Raw genomic sequence first — 22504 nt, forward strand, 5'->3', positions numbered from 1 at the left:
GAGGCCCATTTTCATACTCTATTTTCCGAAAACGCAATTTTTAGTAAGTAGTTAGATGGAAATACCGAGAAAAAGGGATTGCCAAGGCCCAGACCCGGCAGGCAATTGATTACTTGACTACCGTGGGGGCAATTAAGCTCACGTCCGTCAAACCCAAGCAACACGAAATTTTAATTATTTAGCGAAAAGCGCCTCTTCAGCCCATGACTGATGAGACGCTTTATTTCAACCTAGTTCCAAATCATCCTGCCCACTCAAAAGCTGGTAGTTCTTCCTAATCAAATTAACGTTATCCTGGACGGCCGCTTCCGCTTGGCCCGCATTGACTAGGTCAAGGAGATGCTGACCCTCCTTTTGAAAGTCAGCTGACCGCATATTCTCACAGGTCCACCGCCCCAGGGTCAAATAAATCGGTTTAAAGTTATTGACTAGCAGGGGATAGACATCGTTTTCGGAAGCCATCGCCAGGGCGTGAATGAAGTTAAAGTACTCCGCCGACCGGTCCTTTTCCGTTTCCGCATTGGCCATTCTGGCTAGGGCATACTTCGCCTGGCGCAAGCCCTTCTCATCATGCCGCCCGGCAGCGAGCCGGATAATATCCGCCTCAATCTGGTTGCGGACCCGGTAAATCGACTTCAACAAAGAGATTCGGTAGTGTCCGCCGTGGAAATTGATGATTTCGTTCATCGTCAGCAGGTCGCCAGTGGCCCGGTAATCCGCAATAAATGCGCCGTACCGCGGTTTGATTTCTATAAAGTGACGGTCCTGCAGGCGTTTCAGACCCGTATTGATTACTGCCCGACTAACCCCCCAGCTGCTTTTCTAGCTCGCGTTCGCTCGGCAGTTGGTCCCCCGGCTGATATTCCCCCGTTAAAATGGCAGTTTTCAGCTGGTTAACAAACAGGTCCGTTGAACTCGGTGCGTGGATTTTCTTAAATTCCATTGAATTATCCCCTCTCTTGCACTGGTCATACCAGCAACCACAAGTGATATTCTTAACAAATTATACCATATTACCCAATTAGCGATACCATTCATCCCCCGTCTCTCCTACAATGAAAGCGTAGTCAAGAAATTGTGAATGGAGGATGAATTACCATGGCAAACAATTATGATGTCATCGTGGTTGGTGCAGGTAACGGTGGCCTCGTTGCCGCAGCAACCGCTTGTAAACTTGGTAAGAAAACTTTACTGATCGAACGGCACAACCTCCCCGGCGGTGCCGCCTCAAGTTTTGTTCGGGGCCGGTTTGAATTTGAAACCGCCCTGCACGAGCTGGCCGCCTACGGACCAAAGGAAAAGCCACAGGGAATCCGGCAGATGTTTAACTGGCTCGGCGTTGACCTACCGATGCACGAGATTCCAGGCGCCTACCGCTACATCATCACCGGTAAGGATGGCTTTGACGTCGCCCTGCCAAACGGTCGTGAAGCCGTAATCGACAAGATTGAAGAAGAAGTCCCCGGTAGCCGGGCCGGCGTTAGCAAGCTGTTCGACTACGGTGAAGAATGTATCAAGGGGTACGACCTCCTACAAGCCGGCAAGTCACTCCAGGAAGTTGCCAAGTTAGCGCCCGCCTTTGTTAAGTACGCGACGGTTCCTTACGACCAAGTATTAGCCAAACTTAACATTCCCCTCAAGGCCCGGCAGATTCTTGAAGCCTACTGGTGCTACATTGGGATTCCAAGTGATACCTTCGAGTTCCCGTACTTTGCGGAAATGCTGGTAACCTACGTCGAGAACGGTGCCTACGCGCCAACTAACCGGAGCCACGAAATCACAACGGCCCTGGTCCACGCAATCCAAGCCAACGGTGGTGACGTCTGGTTCAACACCGAGGTTAAGCGGATCCTGACTAAGGATGGTCAAGCCGTTGGTGTCCAAGTGGGCGATGACCAGATCTACGGTCACCAAATTGTCTGTGACCTGGTTCCCCACACCGTTTATGCTAAGATGATCGACCGTGCCGTTGTTCCGGAACACGCCCTGAAGCTCACCAATGCACGCCAGCTCGGGACGAGTGGCTACCTGGTTTACCTGGGACTAAATAAGTCCCCTGAAGAGCTTGGTATCAAGGATTACAGTGTTTTCATCTCTAGTACCGGCGATTCCCGGACCCAGTACGAACGGATGAACACCCTGGACAAAAACGACTTCATGATTATGAACTGCCTAAATATCGCTGTTCCTGGCTGTTCACCGGCGGGGACCTCCCTACTCTACGCCACCCAGTTATACCGTGACGGTAGTTGGGACCAAGTCACCGCGGAAAACTACGACGAGGTTAAGGACAAGATTGCCCGGCGCGTTATCAAACAATACGAAGACGCTACGGGAATTAAAATCAGTGACGCCGTGGAAGAAGTCGCCATTGCCACCCCAGAGACATTTGCCCGCTACATGCGGACGCCAAATGGCGATATCTACGGTTACTACGGTAAGAAGTGGGACCAGACGATCGCTCGGATGGCCAACCTGGATAAGGAAGCCCAGCCAATTCCGCACCTCTACTTCTGCGGGGGCAGCAGCTTCATGATGGATGGTTACAGCAGCGCCTACTTCACCGGCTTTACGATTGGGAAGATGGCCTGTGCGGCATTAGACAAAGAGGGTGTTAAGAATGAATAAAAATGAAGAACAAGTAGCATTTACCAAACTAGGGGAGTTAAACCAACGCCGGCAAGAAGAGATTAATGCCGCCGCAGCCACGGACCTTCCAAAGACCTACCCAATGAACGAACTGGTTAAGGCCCTGCACCCGGCAACTCAATACCTCAAGGTGACGGAAATTATCGACCACGGTCCTGACGCCAAGAGCTTCGTCTTCGCGCCTGATAAGGACAAGGGCACCACTAAGTTGGCCACCTTCCAGCCCGGCCAATACATTTCCCTCCGTCTCCACATTGGGGACAGCTACGTAACTCGTCCGTATGCCATCCGTTCGACACCCCTGCAGGCTAAAGAGGGTAAGTATATTTTGACCATGAAGCTGGTCAACGGTGGTTTCGTCACCCCTTACATCTGGAAGAATTGGCAGGTGGGCACCACCGTTGCCGCCTCTGGTCCCGCGGGTGAACTCTTCTACGAACCCCTTCGTGACGCCAAAAACATTGTCGCTATCGCCGGGGGTAGTGGGATTACCCCATTCTATTCCATGGCCCAAGCAATCCTGGAAAATACCCTGGATGTTAACTTGACCATCCTCTACGGGAGCTGCCGTCACGATAATATTCTCTTGGGGGATGAACTCCAGGGGATCGCCGAGCAGACTGACCGGGTCAAGCTGGTCAACGTCCTCAGCGACGAAGAAGTACCTGGTTTCGAACACGGCTTCATCAGTAAGGACCTGATTGAAAAGTATGCTCCAGCAGCTGACTACTCCATCTTCATCAGTGGGCCGTCGGTAATGTACCAGTTCGTGATGAAGGAAGTTGCCCAGCTCCACTTAGCACCAGGACGGGTTCGGCACGAATTAAACGGTAATACTGCCGCACCGGACTAATTTGCTGGTTACCCGGCAGAAGCCAAGGGGAAGACCTTCTCAATGACCGTCATCACTCGGGACCAATCCTGGACGATTCCGGCAGCGGCCAATGAATCCCTGTTGATTGCCCTGGAACGGGCGGGAATCATCGCCCCATCGATGTGCCGGAGTGGTATTTGCTCAGCCTGCCGGTCACAAGTTCTGGATGGGCACACGTTCACGCCTACCGAATTTGACCACCGCCGGGCTGCCGATAGGGAATTTGGTTACGTCAACACCTGTGTTGCCTACCCAATTAGCGACCTCACTTTGAAGGTTCCAGTCCATGACTATGCCAACCAATTTGGCTAAAATCTAATAAGCGAATAAGCCTCCTTCATGTATTCAATTACGGTATTAAAAGCCGCGCGCATTGGAAAGTCGAATGCGCGCGGCTTTTATTTTGCCGTCCCCACCGGTATGATATTAGTAACGAGTAATTTAAGGAGGAATCGGTATGATTCGCGCAGTGGCAACAGATATTGATGGGACGTTTTTACGTCAGGACCGGACCTTTGACCGGAAACTCTTTGACCGCGTCTACGCGGCGATGCAAGCGCAGGGAGCCCGCCTGATTATCGCCAGCGGAGACCAATACTATTTTCTTCGGTCCCTCTTTCCTGACCAGGCCGACCAGCTCGCCTACGTTGCGGAAAACGGCGTCCTGACCGTCGACCAAAATGAGGAGCTTGCCTGTGACCGCTTGTCGGCAGAAGATGTCCGCAAGATCACGACCTACCTGGATACCCTTCCCGGGATCAACTACTGTGCAAGCGGCCGCCGCTACGCTTACGTTTTGAACCGGGCCGATGACGACTTCAAGCAAATCATCCCCAACTTCTACACCCGGATTAAGACCGTTGACGACGTGAACAACGTTGATGATGACTTCATCTTTAAATTTGCGTTGAACGTTCCCCACGACCGCCAGGCAGCCCTCACCCACAACATCAACACCCGGTTTACGGGAATTATCCGGGCAACCGCCAGTGGCTACGGCGCGGTCGACCTGATTATCCCGGGGATGGATAAGTCTTACGGGCTCAGGCTCCTCCTCAAGCGCTGGCAGCTAAATCCAGCCGACCTGGCCGTGTTTGGCGACGGGGAAAACGACCTGGAGATGTTTAACCTCGCCGGCACGAGCTACGCAATGGGAAACGCCCCGGCCAACGTGCAGGCAGCCGCGACCCAGGTTATCGGCACTAATAATGATCAGGCGGTCCTCCACCAGCTTGCGGAAATTTTTATGTAGGTAAAAAAAGGATCCGGAAAACTTCACCGTTTTTCGGGTCCTTTTGCATATTATTCTCTTATCCCTTCACTATCCAAGAAGTGGGCCCACTGCTTAGTAACATTCGCAAAGGAGAACTTGGCAACCGCCGCTTGCGCATGGTTAGCGTAGGATTCCAGCTTGACGGGGTTGGTCAATAGTTCCTCCAGGGTAACGTACAGGGCGTGAGGGTCCCCTGCCGGCAGGAACCGCCCGCTGACCTGGTCATCAATAATTTCGGCGGGCCCGTAGTTAATGTCGTAACTGACAGCCGGACAGCCGTGGCCCTGCGCCTCAAGCAGGGCCATCGCAAAGCCCTCGTACGAGCTGGTCAGCACCTCAATCTGGGCCGTTTCGTAAACCTCTGTCAGGTCGTGACGGTACCCACAGAAGTGGACGTAATCGCCCGCCTTGCGGTCCTTTACCAGCCGCTTCAGTGAGTTTGACGTTGCGTAGTTGTCCCAGCTATCGTCAAAGCCGTAAATCTTCAGGTCAACCTGGGGATACTTGGCGTGGAGGAGGATGACCGCATTAATGATGTGGTCCAGGCGCTTTACGTTCGTCAGCCGGGCCACGGCAATCAGCTGACCTGGTCGCCGCTTGGCAAACGGGATATGCTTCTTCAGCTGCTCGTCAGCCAGGTAGGTCACCGGAATCCCGTAACTAGCGGACGTCTTGAACCGCCGGGCCGCGTCCTGAGCCTCGCGCTTGGTTGCCGAGATCAGGCCACTGATTTGCCCGTCCTGGAGCATCTTCTCCAGGGGTTCGTAGACCTCAAACAACTTGCCATCCGGGTCACCATCAGCGGTGTAGGTGGAATGAAAGACCTGGTAACAGGGCACGTGGGTCTTCATTAGGCGGAAGGCCGCAAAGTCAGCATCCGACCGGTCATTGATCAGGACCGGGTGCGCACTTTCGCTGAGCAGGCGGTCTAAGAAGTGGGCGCGCAGGCCCATTTCGTTGTCAAACTGGTACATATTTCCCTGGTCGCTCAACTGGATGAGGGTCAGCACAGCAACGTTGTTTTCCCCACCGCGGTAGTGGTAAACCAACCTTACTCGGCCCTTGCCATCATAGTACTGGCGCGTTACCACCCGGGCTCGGTCCTCAAAGAATTCTGTGTAGGACAGGCAGCCCTGGTCATAGAAGTCCCGCCGGTCGGTAAAGCCGAAGCGGTCTAAGTAGTCGACATAGTAAAGGCGGTCACCGTTCATAACGACCTTGATCCGTTCCTTATCGTCTTGGTAGGCCACGTTCCCCTTAACTGTAAAGCCGGGCTGGTGGAGAATTTTGTCAATAATCTGCTGGTCATCACCCGTATTTCGGTAGGGTAGCTGTTGAAAATACTGGAACAGGTTAACCACCCTTCCTTCGATACTGAGCTTCTTTTCCACTTCATAATGGGCGTGGTTATACTCTAAGGTGATGATTTTGGCAGGTTGCTTTAAGTGGTCAAAAATCTTAAGGCGCTGCGCCTGGGCCAGCTCAATGGCCGACGTCAGCATATCTTGACGGCTGGTAATAAAATAAAACATCCACTATTCCTTCTTCGTTTTTATCGCTACATCTAATTTACCATACCTTTTCCCCTTCCGGTGGTCTTAAGTTAAGACTTGTCACCAGAATAATTGGCCACTAAAATATCATTAAAAAAGAATGAGCTGGTGAAAAAATGACAACTAAGAAACTGCTGCTTTTATCAACCGGGGGGACCATTGCCTCGGTTGTCTCCGATTCTGGCCTGGTCCCTGGTGAATCCGGCGAGTCTTTACTCAAGATGCTTGGCCGGATCCCCTACAAGATCGTTGTCAAAGATATCCTCGAACTCGACTCGTCAAACATCCAGCCCGAGGAATGGAAACTAATCGCCCGGGAAATCTACAAGTACCGCAACGATTACGACGGTATCGTTGTTTCACATGGAACCGACACGATGGCCTACACCGCCTCGATGTTGACCTTCATGCTACAAAACATCAACCTTCCCGTTGTCCTGACAGGTAGTCAGGTGCCGATGAACGTCATCCTGAGCGATGCCCCCGGCAACTTACGGGTGGCCTTTGCGGCGGCTGCCAAGTGCGCCCCGGGAATCTACCTGGCCTTTGACCGGCAAGTGATCCTGGGTTGCCGCAGCGTTAAGGTCCGGACAACCTCCTTTAACGCCTTTGAGAGCGTCAACGTCCCGCCGGTCGCCCGGGTTACCTCGGACGGCTTTGAAATACAAAAACCAGAGAAGGTCAGCAACGGTCAGTGCAAACTAAACACCGACATTGATGCTAACGTTTCTCTGGTTAAGCTTTTTCCGGGATTTGACCCCCGCCTCCTCCACGCGATGGCACAGAGCGGTTGTCACGGAATTGTTATTGAGGCGTATGGACTTGGTGGCATGACTTATATCCGGCGTAACCTGGTTGCGGCCGTCGGTAAGCTGATCCGGCGGGGTATCCCGGTAATCGCCTCTAGCCAGTGCCTGTATGAACGAAGTGATTTAACTAAGTATGAGGTTGGGCAACAGGCGCTCCTCCAGGGGGCCATCAGTGCCCATGACATGACGTCCGAGAGTGCCATTACCAAGTTAATGTGGGCCCTCGGTCAGGGGATGGATGTTGCCGCCGTGGCTAAATTCTTCAACACCAACGTGGCAGGCGAGGTCACCCTGAACTAGTCGAGGTGGGTATTCAGGTATTCCTTAACGGTGGCTTCCGGCAGCTTGCTTCCCCCGGTAGCCCATGCAACGTGAATACTGTTCTTCATGATCTCTGGCGTCAGACCGTGGTCGGCCATGTACTTCTTCCCGGTCGCGGTGTTGTATAGCATTACTGGTCCTGCAAAGGCCGCACAGGAGGATGGTTCGATAATCCTGTCCTCGGTGTCGTGAAGGAGGCGCATGTAGTCGAAGAGCTTGGCATCATCCACCGTGACGTCCCCGGCCAAGATTGGCTTCATGATCCGCCCGGCAATCCCGGATGGCCGGCCACAAGCCAGTCCATCCGCGGCGGTCTTCCCGTCAATGCCGACGTCCTTAACACTAATCTGCTCATTGAGGCCGGTAGCCATTCCGAGGCCAACACTCGGGCAATGGGTTGGCTCAACGAAGAAGGTATGGGCTGCGTCACCGAAGAGGATCTTCATCCCGTAGCAGACCCCGGCCGGGGAACCCCCAACACCACATGGGCTGTAGATGAACATTGGGTGGTCACGGTCAACCTTAATGCCGAGGTCTTTAAGCTGCTTTCTCATCCGCAGGGCCGCCACCGCGTAGCCCAGGAAGAGAGTTGCGGATTTTTCATCGTCCACGAAGTAACTGTGCGGGTCAGCGTCGGATTCCTTACGCCCCTGGGCAACTGCCGTGTTGTAGTCACCGGTGTATTCAATGACCTTGGCCCCCTTCTCTCGTAAGAGGTCCTTCTTCCACTGGGTAGCGTCCGCGGACATGTGGACAATAGCCTTGAAGCCGAGGCCCGCGGCCGTAATCCCGATTGATAGGCCGAGGTTCCCGGTTGAGCCCACCTGAACCTTGTACTGGCTGAAGAGCTGGCGGGCGGCCGGGCTGGCCAGCTTGGTGTAATCGTCATCCTTATCCGCGATAATTCCGTTTTTAAGGGCCAACTTTTCCGCAAACTTGAGGACTTCATACATTCCACCCCGGGCCTTGATCGATCCGGCAACTGATAGTTCAGAGTCAAGTTTTACCAGCAGGTGGCCACTGAAGTTCTCCTTTTCAGCCAGGACCTGGCCCATCTTGTCGGCCCGGACCAGGGGTGATTCAATGATCCCGTGGGTCTTAACCGTCTCGGGGAAGACCTTTTCGAGCAGGGGGGCGTAGCGGTGGAGGTCGGCATCGGCCGCTTCAATATCCTCAATTGTAAACTGCTCGTGCTGCCAAATCTGGTCGTTAGCCAGGGCCCCTGGGTTCAGCCACAGGGTCGACTTGAGGTCCAGAAAGTCCTTGATATCAGGATGCTCACGTAATAGTTGCTGCTTATCAATTGCCATAATTAACTACCCCCTACTAAGATTGTGAATTGTTGTACAATTATAGTTTAACAGAACTAAAGCGCTTACACAATACAAAACTTATCATCGTGATAATTTATTATTAAAACTCTCCAGTGGTCCCACGACAGACTGCTGGAGAGTTTTAGTCTTATTCATTATTGCTGCCCGTCGTCGGCATCCCCCGGTTCTGCTGTGGTTGCCGGTGGTTTAGCACGTGACGCTGGATAAGCAAGATGACCTGCCTGTTTTGGGGTAGCGCAGAGTGTTGGGCCAGTTTCCCCGTCACCGTTACCTGGGTGTAGCTCTTGACGACGCCCTGGTAGATATACTTACCCGCCTCTACACTGCTTACCGGAACAAGCCCGTCTTCGACATAGTTCTCGGAACCAGCAATCGAGTACACGATCATGTTCTTAGGGAGCTTATCCCGGTTCTTCTCAAAATCACGGAGCATCTCCGTCTTCCGGTTAATCGGTTCCGCAAAGTTAAACGGGCTGGCGATCGTCAGCAGGCGGGTAATCTTAATCTGGCGTTCGTTAAAGTAGTGCTCGAGGTAGTAGGTGTAGATCAGACCCCCGTTGGAGTGACCGATCCCCTTGAAGTTGTTGAAGGCGTACCGACTCTTTAGCTGGTTAAAGGCCCGGCTAAACATCTTTGCCTGGAGCTTGATGTTGCTGTAGCCATCGTGGTTATTCTCAAAGCCGACCACAATGAAGGGCTCCCGGTCACGCGGCCGGATCTTGCCGGTGTAAACAATCCGCCCGCTGTTGTAAACTTTGACCTTGAGAAGGCTGTGGTCCTGGTGGTCAAGGGCGTTCAATTTCTTGACCAGGGTGTCGAAACGGTTGACGGATGCACTACTGCCCGGAATCATGATGACTGGTGACATGGTCGATCGCTGGCGCGTTTCCATCTGGTCCACGTTGCGGTTCGTCCACCGTCCCGCCAGGACCGCACAGATCCCGATTGCCAGGACGAGAAAAATTAGTACCCACCAGCGGCGACGCCTAGTGTTGTCCATGCGCTTCACCCGCCTTTCGCTGCTCAGCCAACCGTTCCTCTACCCGGTCAGCTAGTTTAACAAAGGGAATGTAGGCCAAAACGTCAATCGCCAGTAAAACCAGCGACCAGAGGAGGGCCCACCAGCTGCCGCCCGTTTCCACCAGGGCAGCGAGCACCCCAGGGGTTCCGTATGGCGCGGGATAAACCAGGGGTGAAATAATATGGAACATGATCAGGCCACTCGCCAATACCATGTTGAAAAGGGGCAACAGGACAAAGGGCAGGACGTAAATGGGGTTGAGCATTACCACGCACCCCATAGTCAGGGGCAAGTTGGTGTTGAAAAAGACTGGAATGGCACTGACCTTGGCGACTGTCCGTTGGTTCTGATGGTGGCTGACCCACAGGATGGCGATCAATAGGGCCAGGGCTAACCCCACCCCACCGAACTGACCAAAGCCGTTGTACAAAGCGGCCGGCGTGAAGGGATAGGGAACGTTCAGGCTGGTCTTGTGGGTCAGGGCATAGTTGAGGTTCGCGAAAAGTTCGCTCTTAAACATCTCATTTGAAATGCTGATGGACTCGGCAAAACCCAGCCAGGTCAAAACCGTTGCCAGAATTGCCATCAACATGGTCGTCGCGTAGTTACTGTGACTATCTACCGCGGTGGTGACCGCCTGGTTGATCATGACGTCAAGCCCCGCCTGCCTTGCCAGGGCGTAACAGAGGTGGAATAAAAAGGCCACCAGGAGGGCCAGCAAGATGGGAGTCAGGTTGGTAAAGGTGCTCTTCAAAATATCGTTGCTCTTGGCATCGAAGTTGTTGATTGACGTCTGGTGACCGAACTTGACGAATATCAGGCCCACCAAGTAGCCAATCACGACCCCGACGATGAACCAGTTGGCCGTATAGTAACGCATGTCAATGGCGTTACCTGCGGGCCGGATGCTGTGGTAAAACACCAGGACGTAGCAGGCCATTGCGATGATACCAGCTGACGGAATTTCACGGTGGTGCTGGCGGACCGTTAGCTGGGCACTAACGAACGCGGCGTAAGGGGCTAAGAAGCCGACGGTCACCACACTGACGTCGCCAAACAGGTTTTGCAAGAAACGGTACTGGGGGAGCCAGTGCTTGATGTATAGGACACTGCCCAGGAAGCCGTCGGGAGAAAAACAGACGAAGCTCAGAAAGCCCGCAAAGCTACCAATTAGGGCCACGGGAAAGAGGGTGACCATCGTCCGCTGGATAATTTGAATAAATGATAATTGCCTAAAATGAACTAAGGCGTCTACTATCTGCTCACTATTAGTCATTCTTTCCGCCTCCTTGGCCCTCATTATAGCGACTTTTCCCCACTGGAAATAATATTATTCGCCGAAATGAGAAGAATTCGCGAAAACGTCTCGTAAAAAAATACCGCACAGCCATTAGGCCAACGCCCAATCGCTGTGCGGTATTCTATTTTACTTATCGTAGAAGTGTTGCCACTCCTTATTGACGTTTTGACGCGTTGTCTTGTTACCAGACCATGACGGCACCTTGACGACCCCATCGATCTTGCTCTTGGGTACGAAGCCCCAGTAACGACCATCGTTAGAAACGCTCCGGTGGTCCCCCAGGACGAAGTATTCGCCCTTTGGCACCCTGGTTGCACCGTTGTGCTTCAGCCAGCTGTTCTGTACGGAGATGCTTTTCAGCGTCCAATTACCGGTCCCCGCAGTCCGCTGGTCCTTGTTGATGTAGTTCTGGTTGATCTTCTTGTTGTTAACGTAAATGTTACCGTTCTTCGATTGAACCTTGTCACCAGGCAAACCGATTACCCGCTTGACGTAGTCCGTCTTCTGGGCTACCTGGGGGTCAACCCCGTCGGCATCAAAGACAACCACGCTCCCGTGGTGGATCTTCGCCGTCTTCAAGCAGAAGACCCGTTCATTGTTGACCAGGTTAGGTTCCATTGATGGTCCATCAACCCGGACAATTTGAAAAACAAACTGTTTAATCAGCAGTGCAATTAATAATCCAATAACGATGGGGACAATCCAGCTCATCGTTTCGCGAAATGCTTTCATAACCTATGCCTCTCTATAAATTAATTTTCAATTTGCCGAATGTAGTCTGCGGCAATCTTACTATCAGTTGCGTACGGGGTATCAACGCCCTTGATCTTTTGGTAGGGATCCTCCCCTTTTCCAGCAAGGACAACGATATCATCATTTCCGCTATTGTCAATTGCCATTTTAATGGCGGTTGCCCGATCCATCTCGTATTGGACCTCACCAACCTGGTCGTGGTCAATATGGGAATTTATTTCCCGGGCAATATTCATCGGGTCCTCAAAGCCCGGATCATCGGTCGTGAGGATGATCCGGTCGGGATGCTCTTCTGTGAGGGCCTTCCCGAATCCCTGGCGGCGGGAAATTCCCTTGTCACCAGTGGCCCCCAAGACAACCGTCACCTTACCGGCATCCGTCTGCCGCTTCAAAAAGGCCAGGAGCCGCTTGAGACTCGCGTAGTTGTGGGCGTAGTCAATGTAAACCGTCCCGTGCTGCTTGGTCCGCTGCATCTCCATCCGGCCCTTGATGTGAACATGGTCAAGGGTAGCGAGGGCATCGCCTGCTTTGGCCCCCACCAGGGCCGCCGAAATAATTGCCGCAACGGCGTTTCCTTCGTTATAATCACCAGGCACACTGGTGGTGTAACGCTCGTCAAGGGCAAAGCGCTGCGCCTTTTCTGAGCAGGCCCGCAGTTCAAATTCACTCTCGTGGAGGTCCTCCAAGTCATTACGGTACTCAAAGTCAATCGCTGCCCCTTCTGGCAAGGCGACGTCCGCCCCGTGCCGGGCAAAGAGGTAGATATTCTCCGGCTGGGTCGTGGTCTTGGCCGCATAGTAAACATCGGCCAGGTGGTCCGTCTCGGCATTGATCAGGCAGGTATCGGAATTAACCAGCAGCTGTTCCTTGCAGTGCAGGTAGTCCGCAAAAGTTGGGTGCTCGTTACGGCCAATGTGGTCTGGGGTGATGTTCAAAAAGATCCCGACGTTGAAGTGAAGGCCATAGGTCCGGTTCTTCTTGTAAGCCTGTGATGACACCTCCATCACCAGGTGGGTCATCCCGTTATTAACCGCTGCCCGCATATCGTGAAAGAGGTCTAGAGATTCAGGAGTGGTTAAGTCCGACTTGAAGCGGTCACCCGGCTGGTTGCCAAGGACCCGGTCAAGGGTTGAGAAGAGGGCCACGTGCTTCTTCGTTGCGTGGGCCAGGATGTGGTCAGCAAAGTAGGCCGTCGTGGTCTTCCCCTTTGTCCCGGTAATTGCGATGATCTGCAGGTCATTTTGTGGGTAGCCATAGAAGGCCGCCCCCAGCAGGGCCATTGCCTTCTGTTCGTCATTAACAATGATTGCCGGCAGGTCGCCCCCTTCAGGGTATTCCTGTTCAGCAACGTAGGCGATTGCCCCCTTTTCCTTGGCCATCGTTAAATACTTAGGCAGGAAGTTCCCCTTACAGAAGAACAGGGTTCCCGGCGTTACCTTCCGCGAATCGTAGGATACGTTCGTGGCGGTAAAATCGGTTAAGTTGCTAATATGATCCAATAAATGGTGCTCGCGCAGTAGCGTTAGTGCAGGCGTAACATGCAATTCCATATATTATTGACCCCTCTTGATTTTCTCTCTTAAAATTCTATTATTTCATTTTTTCTGGTAAATGTGAATGGCCCTACCAAAAAAGGCTGGGATCGAACCCAGCCTCATATTATTATGCTTCAGCCGCTGTTGCCTTAGCCTTATCAATTCCTGATTCATCAAGCTTGAAGTTGTCGATGAAGTATAGCTTGTACCAAACTAAGAAGGTGTAAACTGTCCAGATCTTCCGCCGGCCATCAATCTTGCCTGCGAAGTTGTCATCTGCCAGCTTCAGCAGCTTATCTTGGTCGAAGAATTCCTTAACAAAGTCCTGTTCAAACATCTTCCGCACAACTTCATAGTACTTCTTTTCGTGCAACCATTCCCGGACTGGGGTTGGGAAGCCAAGCTTTGGCCGGGTTGCCCATTCCTCAGGCAGGTGCCGGTTGGCGGCCATCCGGAATGCCCACTTAGTACCCTTGTAGTTAAAGAGGTAGTTGGTTGGCGTCGTTTCCGCAACCTTCATTACTTCCTTATCAAGGAGTGGCACCCGGATTTCCACGGAGTTAGCCATACTCATCTTGTCAGCCTTTAAGCAGATATCACCTGGCATGAAGCGGTGCAGGTCCACGTACTGTTTCTTGGCCACTTCGTTCATGTCCTTCTTTTCGTCACACTTGTCGTAGAGCGGCTTAAGCAGGTCCACGATGGATGGGCCATCTTGGTATTCGGGCTTCAGGTATTCGTTCGCTTCTTCCGGACTGAAGATGTAGGCTTGGCCAATGAATGTCTCCCGGGCCGGGGCCAGGTTCCGGTAGAGGTGTTCGGAACCGTGGAAGTGCTTGCCTTCCAGCCATTCACCCAGCTTGTAACGCTTTTCCTTCGGCAGCTTCTTCAACTGGTCAGTGACCCAGCGAATGAACTTGACCTTAGTGTTGAAGCCGTATGCCGTATATCCCGCAAACAGTTCGTCGGCCCCTTCACCAGACAAGAGGGCCTTGTAGCCGTTATCCTTAGCCAACTTGTTTAGGAAGTAAAGCGGCACAACCGATGGGTTAGAGTCCGGTTCGTCCAGGTAGTACTGAATCAGTGGGAAGGTCTTGAAGGCCTCCTCATCAGTCAGCAGCTTATCGGTGTTCTTGAGGTCCAGCTTGGCCGCCAATTCACGGGCCTGCTTGGTTTCATCGTAGCCACTGTCAAACCCAATTGAGAAGGTGTTGTTTGGCCGCATCAGGGCGGTTACCAGACTAGAATCAACCCCGGCAGACAGGAAGGAACCAACCTTGATTCCCTTGTCGGCAAAGGTGTGGGCCTTAACGGAGTTCTTGACCACGTCATCAATGTTGTCAACGGCCTCGTCAAAACTCTCATTCTTCGGGTCAAAGTCTTCGTCCCAGTACTGCTCCATATCGAACTTGCCGTCCTTGTAAGTGAAGTAGTGGGCTTCAGGCAGGCGGAAAACACCCTTGAAGAAGGTTTCCTGGGTAACGTTGTACTGGAAAGTCATATAGGACTTCAGGGCCCGCTTGTTCAACTCCATCTTGAAGTTCGGGTGGTCAAGGAAGGACTTGATTTCGGAGCCGACAAAGAAGGTCCCGTTCATTTGGGCGTAGTAGAGCGGCTTAATACCGAAATGGTCCCGGGCACCGAACATTTCCTTCTTCTTCGTGTCCCAGATGATGAAGGCGAACATCCCCCGCAGCTTTTGCAGGATGTCCTTCCCCCACTCCTCGTAACCGTGCAGGATTACTTCCGTATCGGCGTGGGTGGTAAAGGTGTGCCCCTTTTCAATCAGTTGGGCCCGTAGCTCTTCGAAGTTATAGATTTCACCGTTAAATTCGATGATCTTGGTGTTATCTTCGTTAAAGATTGGTTGGTTACCAGACTTCACGTCGATGAAGCTGAGCCGCCGGAAGCCGAGGGCCACGTCGTCATCCACGTACTGCCCTTCAGCGTCGGGGCCCCGGTGGATGATTCGATCCTTCATTTTTTTGATTAAAGTATCTTTTAGTTGTGGTTTTTCGTTATCAACAAACGCAACAATTCCACACATTACAAAGTCCCTCTTCTTTCTTAAAAATTAGAATATTTCGTCATGAATTAACTCGAAACTAAATTATAACATACTCAGCCCAACATCAAGGGATTTCACCCTAGTTTCACCAGATATTAAGATCTGCATAAGGCTAAAAGAAGCTGGGAGGAAACTATGCTTTCTCGGCAGCCACTTTTTACATCTCCGAATCTTACACAGTAATCGCGGAAAAAAGCGTGCTCCTAATGTCTAGTTACGGACAATCATTGACCCGTTCCGTGCCAACGATCGTCCTATACTAGCCATACGGAGCACTCTGTTGCTTTTTTCCAGCTTCTATTTCCCGGGAAATTATTTCTCATGGTCCTTCTTAGAGAACTTCCCTTGACGGATGTAGACACTCAAGATTGCCAGGTCGGCAGGGTTAACCCCGGAGATTCGGGAAGCCTGAGCCAAGGTTTCCGGCCGGATCTTCTCCAGCTTCTGCCGGCCTTCCGTTGCCAGACCATCGATGTCTTCGTAATCGATATCGTCCGGAATACGTTTAGCTTCCATCCGCTTCATCCGTTCAACCTTTTGCTCTTCCTTCTTGATGTAGCCGGCGTACTTGAGTTGGATCTCCACCTGCTCAATTACGTGCCGGTCCAGCTTCTCAGCCGGGGCCGGGATAAATTGCAAAAGGGTCTGGTAGTCGACGTACGGGCGCTTGATGAAGTCGGCCGCGGTGACCGCGTCCTTCAGGCGGTTGTCGCCGTGGGATTCGATAAAGTCGTTGACTTGGTCGTCACTCGGCTTGAACTTGATGGCCTTCAGCCGGCTAATTTCGTCAGCCACCTGCTTCTTCTTGGCCTCCATCTTGGCCAGGCGGGCGTCACTAACTAAGCCAATTGCGTGACCCTTTTCCATCAGTCGGAAGTCGGCGTTGTCGTGCCGGAGGATCAGCCGGTATTCCGCCCGACTTGTCAGCAGACGGTATGGTTCCTTGGTGCCCTTGGTAACCAGGTCATCGATCATGACCCCGATGTAGGCATCGGACCGACTGAGGACGAACGGCTTCTTGCCCTGGGCCCGGAGTCCCGCGTTGATCCCGGCGATGATTCCTTGCCCAGCCGCCTCTTCGTAACCGGAAGACCCGTTAGTCTGACCGGCAGTGTAGAGGTTCTTAATAATCTTCGTCTCCAGGGTCGGGTGCAGCTGGTAAGGGGCCACGACATCATACTCAATGGCGTATCCCGGCCGCATCAGTGAGGCCTTCTCCAACCCCTTGATGGAGTGCACAATCTTTTGTTGGACCTCTTCGGGCATCGAAGTGGAAACCCCGTCGAGGTAGTACTCGTCCGTATCTCGGCCTTCTGGTTCCAGGAAGACCTGGTGGCGGGACTTATCGGCAAAGCGCACGATCTTGTCCTCAATCGATGGGCAGTAGCGGGGCCCAACCCCCTTGATAACGCCGGAGAACATTGGCGCCCGGTTTAGGTTAGCCCGGATGATTCCGTGGGTCGTCGGGTTGGTGTAGGTCAGCCAACAGGCCAACTGGTCGGAGACGGCAATGTACTTGCTGTCTGGAGTATCAAAGCTGAAGTGGTGCGGTTCGACATCCCCCGGCTGCTCTTCCGTCTCGTCAAAGTTAATGGTGTTCCCGTTAACCCGCGGCGGCGTCCCGGTCTTGAACCGTTCCAGGTCAAAGCCGAGCTGTTCCAGGTTTTCGGAAAGCTTAACCGCGGACTTCGAGTTGTTAGGGCCTGACTGGTACTGTAGTTCACCGATGATGATCTTTCCCCGGGCGGCCGTTCCCACCGTCAGGACAACGGTCTTTGAATGGTAGCGGGCCCCGGTGTTGGTGATTACCCCCTTGCAGACACCGTCTTCAACAATCAGCTGGTCAACGGTGGCCTGACGCAAGGTCAGGTTTGGTTCCCGTTCCATGGTCAACTTCATCTGCCGATGGTAGGCGTGTTTGTCCGCCTGGGCCCGTAATGCCCGGACAGCTGGTCCCTTACCGGTATTTAGCATCCGCATCTGGATATAGGTCTTGTCGATATTATGACCCATTTCACCACCGAGAGCGTCGATTTCCCGGACGACGATTCCCTTGGCAGGCCCCCCTACTGACGGGTTACATGGCATGAAGGCGACCATTTCCAGGCTGATGGTGATCAAAAGGGTTTTGTTCCCCATCCGGGCCGCCGCCAGGGCCGCCTCGCTTCCGGCATGGCCCGCACCGACAACAATGACATCGTAAGTACCGCCCTCGTATTCGACGGCATCTGAGGTTTTTAATGATTCACTTGACTTCACAATCTTCCCTACTTTCCTAGACAGAATTGACTAAATAATTGATCAAGGAGCTCATCCTGGTAAGAGTCACCGGTGATTTCTCCTAAGAGGTCCCAGCACCTGGTCATATCAATCTGGACCAGGTCAACCGGCATCCCGTCGTTGATCCCCTTCAACACATCGTTTAAGGCGTCGTTGGCCTGGTGGAGGAGGCCAATGTGACGGGCATTGGTGACCATTACCGTGTTTTGGCCACTCTCAATCCCTTCGTTGAAGAACATGTGACTGATCTTTTGGCCGAGCTGGTCCATCCCCTCATGCTTAACAATCGAGGTTTCTACCAGGGGCGCCCCACCGATTAACCGCTTCAGTTCCGCTAAGTCGACCTTCTGCGGCAGGTCCGTCTTGTTGAGGATCACGATCCGCTTCTTATCCTTGGTGGCGGTCAACAGTTCCCGGTCTTCCGCGGTCAACGGTGCCGAGCTGTCGATGAGGAGCAGGACCAAGTCGGCCGTATCGAGGGCCTTCTTACTCCGCTCGACCCCAATCTTCTCGACCGTGTCCTCCGTGTGGCGAATTCCCGCAGTATCGATCAGCTTGAGGGGAACCCCGTTGACGTTGACGTATTCCTCAATGACGTCCCGGGTCGTTCCCGCCACGTTGGTTACAATGGCCTTATCCTCGTGCAGCAAGGAATTCAGCAGGCTCGACTTCCCAACGTTGGGGCGACCAATGATGGCCGTTGCTAGCCCCTCACGCAGGACCTTCCCCTGCTTGGCCGTCTTCAAGAGGGCCTGAATCCGTTGCTGGATATCAATGGCCTTTTCCTTCAGCATTTTCGTGGTCATTTCCTCAACCGCGTCGTATTCCGGGTAGTCGATGTTGACCTCGACCTGGGCAAGGACATCGAGGATATCCTTACGGAGGTGACGGATCAACCGGGAGAGGTCGCCGTCAAGTTGGTTCAAGGCCACCTTCATCGACTTATCAGTCTTGGCCCGGATCAGGTCCATGACCGCTTCCGACTGTGAAAGGTCAATCCGGCCGTTCAGAAAGGCCCGCTTGGTGAACTCACCGGGTTCGGCCATCCGGGCGCCGTAACTTAAGACCAGCTGCAGGATCCGGTTGGTTGCTAAAAGGCCACCATGACAGTTGATTTCAACGACATCCTCACAGGTGTAGGTTTTCGGGGCCCGCATTACCGACACCATGACCTCGTCCACCTCTTCCTTGGTATCGGGGTCAATGATGTGCCCGTAGTTAATCGTGTGGGTCGGGACCTTTGCCAGGTTCTTTCCCTTATAAATCTTCTGGGCCACTGGGATCGCGTCGTCCCCGCTAATCCGGATGATTGAGATACCACCCTCACCAACTGGGGTTGAAATCGCCGCGATCGTATCATTTTCACTATTCGCCACTAGTCGATGCTCCCTTCAATAAAAAAAGTGCTAGTCCACGTCAGCTACAGCAAACATGGTCAAAGCACTTTCACTACTTTAACAACTCAATTTTTATAATCGCCCATATTCTAAATTCTTCGTTAGCGATTGTCAATCGAAAACTAGTCCTTAGGCGCAATTACAACGCTCCGGTAAGGGTCGCGGCCGTGGGAATACGTCCGTACGTGGTCGTTGTCCTCTAATTCCCGGTGCAATTGCTTCCGCTCCCGCGCCGGCATCGGGTCCAGGTAAACCGCCTGGCCACTAGCAACTACTTCGGTAACCGCCCGTTCCGCAATTTCGTGGAGCGCGGCCTGCCGCCGTTGACGGTAGTTAGACGTGTCTAAAATGACCGCCGTCTTGGGCGCACCGTGGTAGTTCATAAAGGCGGCACTGATCTGCTCCATCGCGTTGATCCGTCGGCCGTGGTGGCCAATCACCTTGCCAGATTGCCCCGTCTTGATATCAATCGTAATTGCGTGGGCAGCCACCTTGCTAATCTCGGGCTTGGTCTCAATCCCTAGCGTACTGAAGACCTTCTTGAGGTAAACGGTCAGCTGCTGCCCCGTATTTCTGGTGTGGCGAACATTGGCTTCGTGCCGGGCCGCGATTACGGCCGGGTCCTGGTCGCTCCCCAGTTTGCCATCGTTGGTCGGGACGTCAACTTCCTTGGCAACCGGTGCCTGCATCCCCGCGTCCTTTTGCGGCTTCTTAACCGCCGGTGCCTTGACCGTCGTTGCGGCCTTTTTGACAACTGGTGGTTTTACCGTTGCCTCAATCTTTGCTGGGCGCCGGCCAATTCCCAAGAATCCCTTCCGCGGTTGGTCGATGATTTCGACCTTTAATTCCTTTTCCGGCTTGTGTAGGGACCGACTGGCGACTTGAATCGCCTCTTTAATTGTCTTGCCCGTATAAACGACCATAAATATTTCCTCCCCGAATTAGTGTCCTTTATTAAGAATACCACCTTTTCAAAATTTCATTTCCTGGGAAATACTTCCTTTGCAGGGCCCGGATTTTTATTTATAATGAATGTTAAATTTTGATTAGAAACAAAGGAGGGCGCCTATGCGACCACGAATTGCCATTCCAGCCGATACCTTAACTGAAGCAACCAACATTATCAACGAGCGAAACGCCGCCTTTGCGCCCCGCCCGTTGATTGAAGCCATCGTCAAGTCTGGCGGGGTACCCGTCATCTTTCCGAGTGTTGAGCCTGAATTGGCGGCGGACTACCTAGGGCTGTTTGACGGCATCATCTTTGCCGGCGGTGCCGATGTTGATCCAACATTTTACAATGAAGAGCCCCACCAACAGCTAGGGACGACCTACCGGAAACGGGACCTGTTTGAGATTGCCCTCTTAAAGCAGGCCCTGGCCGCGGACAAGGCGGTCATGGGTATTTGCCGGGGGATGCAATTAATCAACATCGCACTGGGCGGATCAGTCTACCAGGACCTTTCGGAAGACCCCCGGAAGACGCTCAAGCACGCCCAGGACGCCCCGGGCAATCTGCCTTCCCACCACGTCACCGTTGACGAGGACAGCCGCCTGTTTAACCTGGTCGGCCGCCGGCCCTACGTCAACTCCCGCCACCACCAGGCCCTGCATAAGATTGCCCCGGTCCTCCACGTTACCGCGGTGGCCGATGACCAGGTGCCCGAGGCGGTTGAATCAACGGCCAATGACCAGGTCTTAGCTGTCCAGTGGCACCCGGAAAACATGTTTAAGCACTACCAGTATTCGCAGAACCTGTTTGCGGACCTCATTAAACGGGCCGCCGCCAGGCAATAATAATTAATAATATTAGTAAAGAGGCCTTTAGCGTTCGAATGATTCGCCCGCTAAAGGCCTTTTCGTGTACTATTTTTTTCTTCCTTACCAGGCCAACTCCTTACGTAACTCATCCGCGGTATAGATCCGGCCGTCCTCAAAGCCACGGAAGGGGTGGAGGGTCTCCAAGGCCGCCCGCTGGTAACGCCGGGCCCGGCGCAGGGCGTATTCCTCAAGTGACCCGTCCTGGACATAGTTCAACAGGCGGGCGCTCGGCGTCGTCATCGGGTTCACCACCCGGTCCTCGAAATCCTCTAAAATCTCAGAATATTCCGGCCCCAGCTGAATCTGGTTAGCATAATGTTCCAAATGGCGGATGATTGCCAGGGCGGTCGCCTGGTACCTGCTCGGGGCGGTCGGTTCCTCCGCCGCCGTGATCTGGTTCATCTGGTTGGCCTTATCAAGCAGGGGCGTAACCTCCGACTCCTTCATTGCCGGGTGCATGATAAAGTAGCTCGCCAGCAGACGGATGAAGCGGACGGTCCCGGTGCGAATCCCTACTGAGCTGCTCGGGTCGAGGTCCAGCATCCGCAGTTCGAGGTACTCAATCCCCTTTTTTGGTAAGTCCTTTAGGTTACGGTTCCCTTTAAAACGAACGGGACCGTGGAATTCATAGTCCGAAGTCAGGATCCCCTGCTTAACCCCCTCTTCAATCCGGTTGATGTAGGCCGTCAGGTTGGTGTAGTCCCCCCTGAACTTGGTTCCAAAACCATACTTGCTCTGGCGAATGCTGCGGAGGGGGTGGGCCAGGAAGTCATCCTTATCAAAGTAGCCCGCCTCGGCCACCGGGCTAGCCCCAAATAAGTAGGTCAAGAGCCAGCGGTAGCGGACAAAGCCCTGGGCCACCACGGTATAGAGGTGGTTACGGACCGCCCGTTCATCGGCGAACTGGTCCGGGAACTTTTGGAGAACCAGGTCAATGACGTGTTGGTCAATGCTCAGGCTGAGGTGGGCCCCACACGGTGTCCCCTGTGAGTAACCGTGGCGCTTGGCCCATTCCTTTAGGTAGGCCTCCTTCTTCGGCCCCATCTTGGCCAGGACCAGCTTACTCTTGTCTTCTGGTAAGCGGGGCGGCATTGATAGTGGCCACAGCATCTCCCCCGGCGCCAGCGCCGACCGCAGGCAGTTGTTGAGGCGGTAAAGGTAGTGCATCGCGTCAAGGGAGTGCTTGGCAGATGGGGTCACCGTTTCCGACATCGTCTCCAAGAAGTCATTGGTAATCCACGGGTTCGTCTGCTCATCGCCAATTCCGGCCGGATAGGGCTCTTGGCTGAGGTTGCCCGCCTCATCAATCCGCTGCATTTCAATCTCCAAACCAACGGTAAAATCTGAGGTCTTGGCGACCGCTTCACTTTCATAAATTGCTTCTCCAATCCGGCTAAACATGGCTAGCGCCTCCTTTTATTAAAATAATCTCATTTTATTTTAAGGCAGATTGTAAAATTTAAGTTGAACATTTAAGTGGACAGAAAAAACCATCAAGGTCTTTAATGGTGTTACCACA

General features: G+C 53.2%; 19 protein-coding genes. 6 read left to right on the top strand and 13 right to left on the bottom strand.

Annotated elements, in window-relative coordinates:
* Positions 1 to 225: 225 nt before the first annotated feature.
* Both QOS01_RS07335 and QOS01_RS07340 read right to left on the bottom strand, forming a co-directional pair.
* Entirely contained in the window at positions 226 to 687 is a 462-nt protein-coding gene (locus QOS01_RS07335) for an FCD domain-containing protein (RefSeq protein ID WP_283621763.1), read from the bottom strand.
* A 115-nt stretch (positions 688 to 802) separates the two neighbouring features.
* The gene (locus tag QOS01_RS07340) at positions 803 to 943 is read right to left on the bottom strand and encodes a GntR family transcriptional regulator (protein ID WP_283621764.1); all 141 of its coding nucleotides are present in this window, start codon (positions 941 to 943) and stop codon (positions 803 to 805) included.
* Between the two features lie 155 nt (positions 944 to 1098).
* Between QOS01_RS07340 and QOS01_RS07345 the strand changes: the two genes are divergently transcribed.
* From QOS01_RS07345 to QOS01_RS07360, 4 genes are all read left to right on the top strand, one after another.
* Positions 1099 to 2628: a phytoene desaturase family protein gene (locus tag QOS01_RS07345; RefSeq protein WP_283621765.1), complete on the top strand. Its 1530-nt coding sequence runs from the start codon at positions 1099 to 1101 to the stop codon at positions 2626 to 2628.
* Positions 2621 to 3502: a ferredoxin--NADP reductase gene (locus QOS01_RS07350; RefSeq protein ID WP_283621766.1), complete on the top strand. Its 882-nt coding sequence runs from the start codon at positions 2621 to 2623 to the stop codon at positions 3500 to 3502. The genes QOS01_RS07345 and QOS01_RS07350 overlap by 8 nt, the downstream gene beginning before the upstream one ends.
* 42 nt (positions 3503 to 3544) lie before the next feature.
* Positions 3545 to 3835, top strand: a complete 291-nt coding sequence (locus QOS01_RS07355; protein ID WP_283621767.1) for a 2Fe-2S iron-sulfur cluster-binding protein — start codon at positions 3545 to 3547, stop codon at positions 3833 to 3835.
* Positions 3836 to 3980: 145 nt separating this feature from the next.
* On the top strand, positions 3981 to 4775 hold the full coding sequence (locus tag QOS01_RS07360; RefSeq protein ID WP_283621768.1) for a Cof-type HAD-IIB family hydrolase: 795 nt from the start codon (positions 3981 to 3983) through the stop codon (positions 4773 to 4775).
* A 50-nt stretch (positions 4776 to 4825) separates the two neighbouring features.
* Here QOS01_RS07360 and QOS01_RS07365 read toward each other — a convergent pair whose 3' ends face one another.
* On the bottom strand, positions 4826 to 6328 hold the full coding sequence (locus tag QOS01_RS07365) for a glycosyltransferase (RefSeq protein ID WP_283621769.1): 1503 nt from the start codon (positions 6326 to 6328) through the stop codon (positions 4826 to 4828).
* 137 nt (positions 6329 to 6465) lie between these two features.
* On the opposite strand from QOS01_RS07365, the gene QOS01_RS07370 reads away from it, so the two are divergent.
* The gene (locus QOS01_RS07370; protein WP_283621770.1) at positions 6466 to 7458 is read left to right on the top strand and encodes an asparaginase; all 993 of its coding nucleotides are present in this window, start codon (positions 6466 to 6468) and stop codon (positions 7456 to 7458) included.
* Here the strand turns inward: QOS01_RS07370 and QOS01_RS07375 are convergent.
* From QOS01_RS07375 to jag, 9 genes are all read right to left on the bottom strand, one after another.
* On the bottom strand, positions 7455 to 8789 hold the full coding sequence (locus QOS01_RS07375; protein WP_283621771.1) for a D-serine ammonia-lyase: 1335 nt from the start codon (positions 8787 to 8789) through the stop codon (positions 7455 to 7457). The two genes, QOS01_RS07370 and QOS01_RS07375, sit on opposite strands and share 4 nt — an antisense overlap.
* Positions 8790 to 8940: 151 nt before the next feature.
* The gene (locus QOS01_RS07380; RefSeq protein WP_283621772.1) at positions 8941 to 9813 is read right to left on the bottom strand and encodes an alpha/beta hydrolase; all 873 of its coding nucleotides are present in this window, start codon (positions 9811 to 9813) and stop codon (positions 8941 to 8943) included.
* The gene (locus QOS01_RS07385) at positions 9800 to 11110 is read right to left on the bottom strand and encodes a PTS transporter subunit EIIC (RefSeq protein ID WP_283621773.1); all 1311 of its coding nucleotides are present in this window, start codon (positions 11108 to 11110) and stop codon (positions 9800 to 9802) included. Before QOS01_RS07385 ends, QOS01_RS07380 begins: the two co-directional genes overlap by 14 nt.
* 150 nt (positions 11111 to 11260) lie before the next feature.
* The gene (lepB, locus tag QOS01_RS07390) at positions 11261 to 11866 is read right to left on the bottom strand and encodes a signal peptidase I (RefSeq protein ID WP_283621774.1); all 606 of its coding nucleotides are present in this window, start codon (positions 11864 to 11866) and stop codon (positions 11261 to 11263) included.
* A gap of 20 nt (positions 11867 to 11886) precedes the next feature.
* Entirely contained in the window at positions 11887 to 13437 is a 1551-nt protein-coding gene (locus QOS01_RS07395; RefSeq protein WP_283621775.1) for a UDP-N-acetylmuramoyl-L-alanyl-D-glutamate--2,6-diaminopimelate ligase, read from the bottom strand.
* Positions 13438 to 13549: 112 nt separating this feature from the next.
* Positions 13550 to 15469 (bottom strand): asparagine synthase (glutamine-hydrolyzing), encoded by a 1920-nt coding sequence (asnB, locus tag QOS01_RS07400; protein WP_283621776.1) that lies wholly within the window; start codon positions 15467 to 15469, stop codon positions 13550 to 13552.
* A gap of 333 nt (positions 15470 to 15802) precedes the next feature.
* Positions 15803 to 17749, bottom strand: a complete 1947-nt coding sequence (gene mnmG, locus QOS01_RS07405; protein ID WP_283621777.1) for a tRNA uridine-5-carboxymethylaminomethyl(34) synthesis enzyme MnmG — start codon at positions 17747 to 17749, stop codon at positions 15803 to 15805.
* An 8-nt stretch (positions 17750 to 17757) separates the two neighbouring features.
* Positions 17758 to 19146 carry a tRNA uridine-5-carboxymethylaminomethyl(34) synthesis GTPase MnmE gene (gene mnmE / locus QOS01_RS07410; RefSeq protein ID WP_283621778.1) on the bottom strand — a complete coding sequence of 463 codons (1389 nt, stop codon included), beginning with the start codon at positions 19144 to 19146 and terminating at the stop codon, positions 17758 to 17760.
* Positions 19147 to 19289: 143 nt separating this feature from the next.
* The gene (jag, locus tag QOS01_RS07415) at positions 19290 to 20090 is read right to left on the bottom strand and encodes an RNA-binding cell elongation regulator Jag/EloR (protein ID WP_283621779.1); all 801 of its coding nucleotides are present in this window, start codon (positions 20088 to 20090) and stop codon (positions 19290 to 19292) included.
* Between the two features lie 145 nt (positions 20091 to 20235).
* Here jag and QOS01_RS07420 point away from each other — a divergent pair, with 145 nt between their 5' ends.
* A complete protein-coding gene (locus QOS01_RS07420) occupies positions 20236 to 20961 on the top strand; it encodes a gamma-glutamyl-gamma-aminobutyrate hydrolase family protein (protein WP_283621780.1) in 726 nt (241 codons plus the stop codon).
* A gap of 84 nt (positions 20962 to 21045) precedes the next feature.
* Here QOS01_RS07420 and QOS01_RS07425 read toward each other — a convergent pair whose 3' ends face one another.
* Positions 21046 to 22386, bottom strand: a complete 1341-nt coding sequence (locus QOS01_RS07425) for a glutamate--cysteine ligase (protein ID WP_283621781.1) — start codon at positions 22384 to 22386, stop codon at positions 21046 to 21048.
* Between the last annotated feature and the right edge of the window lie 118 nt (positions 22387 to 22504).

This window comes from Limosilactobacillus avium (assembly GCF_947381485.1).
GTDB lineage: Bacteria > Bacillota > Bacilli > Lactobacillales > Lactobacillaceae > Limosilactobacillus > Limosilactobacillus avium.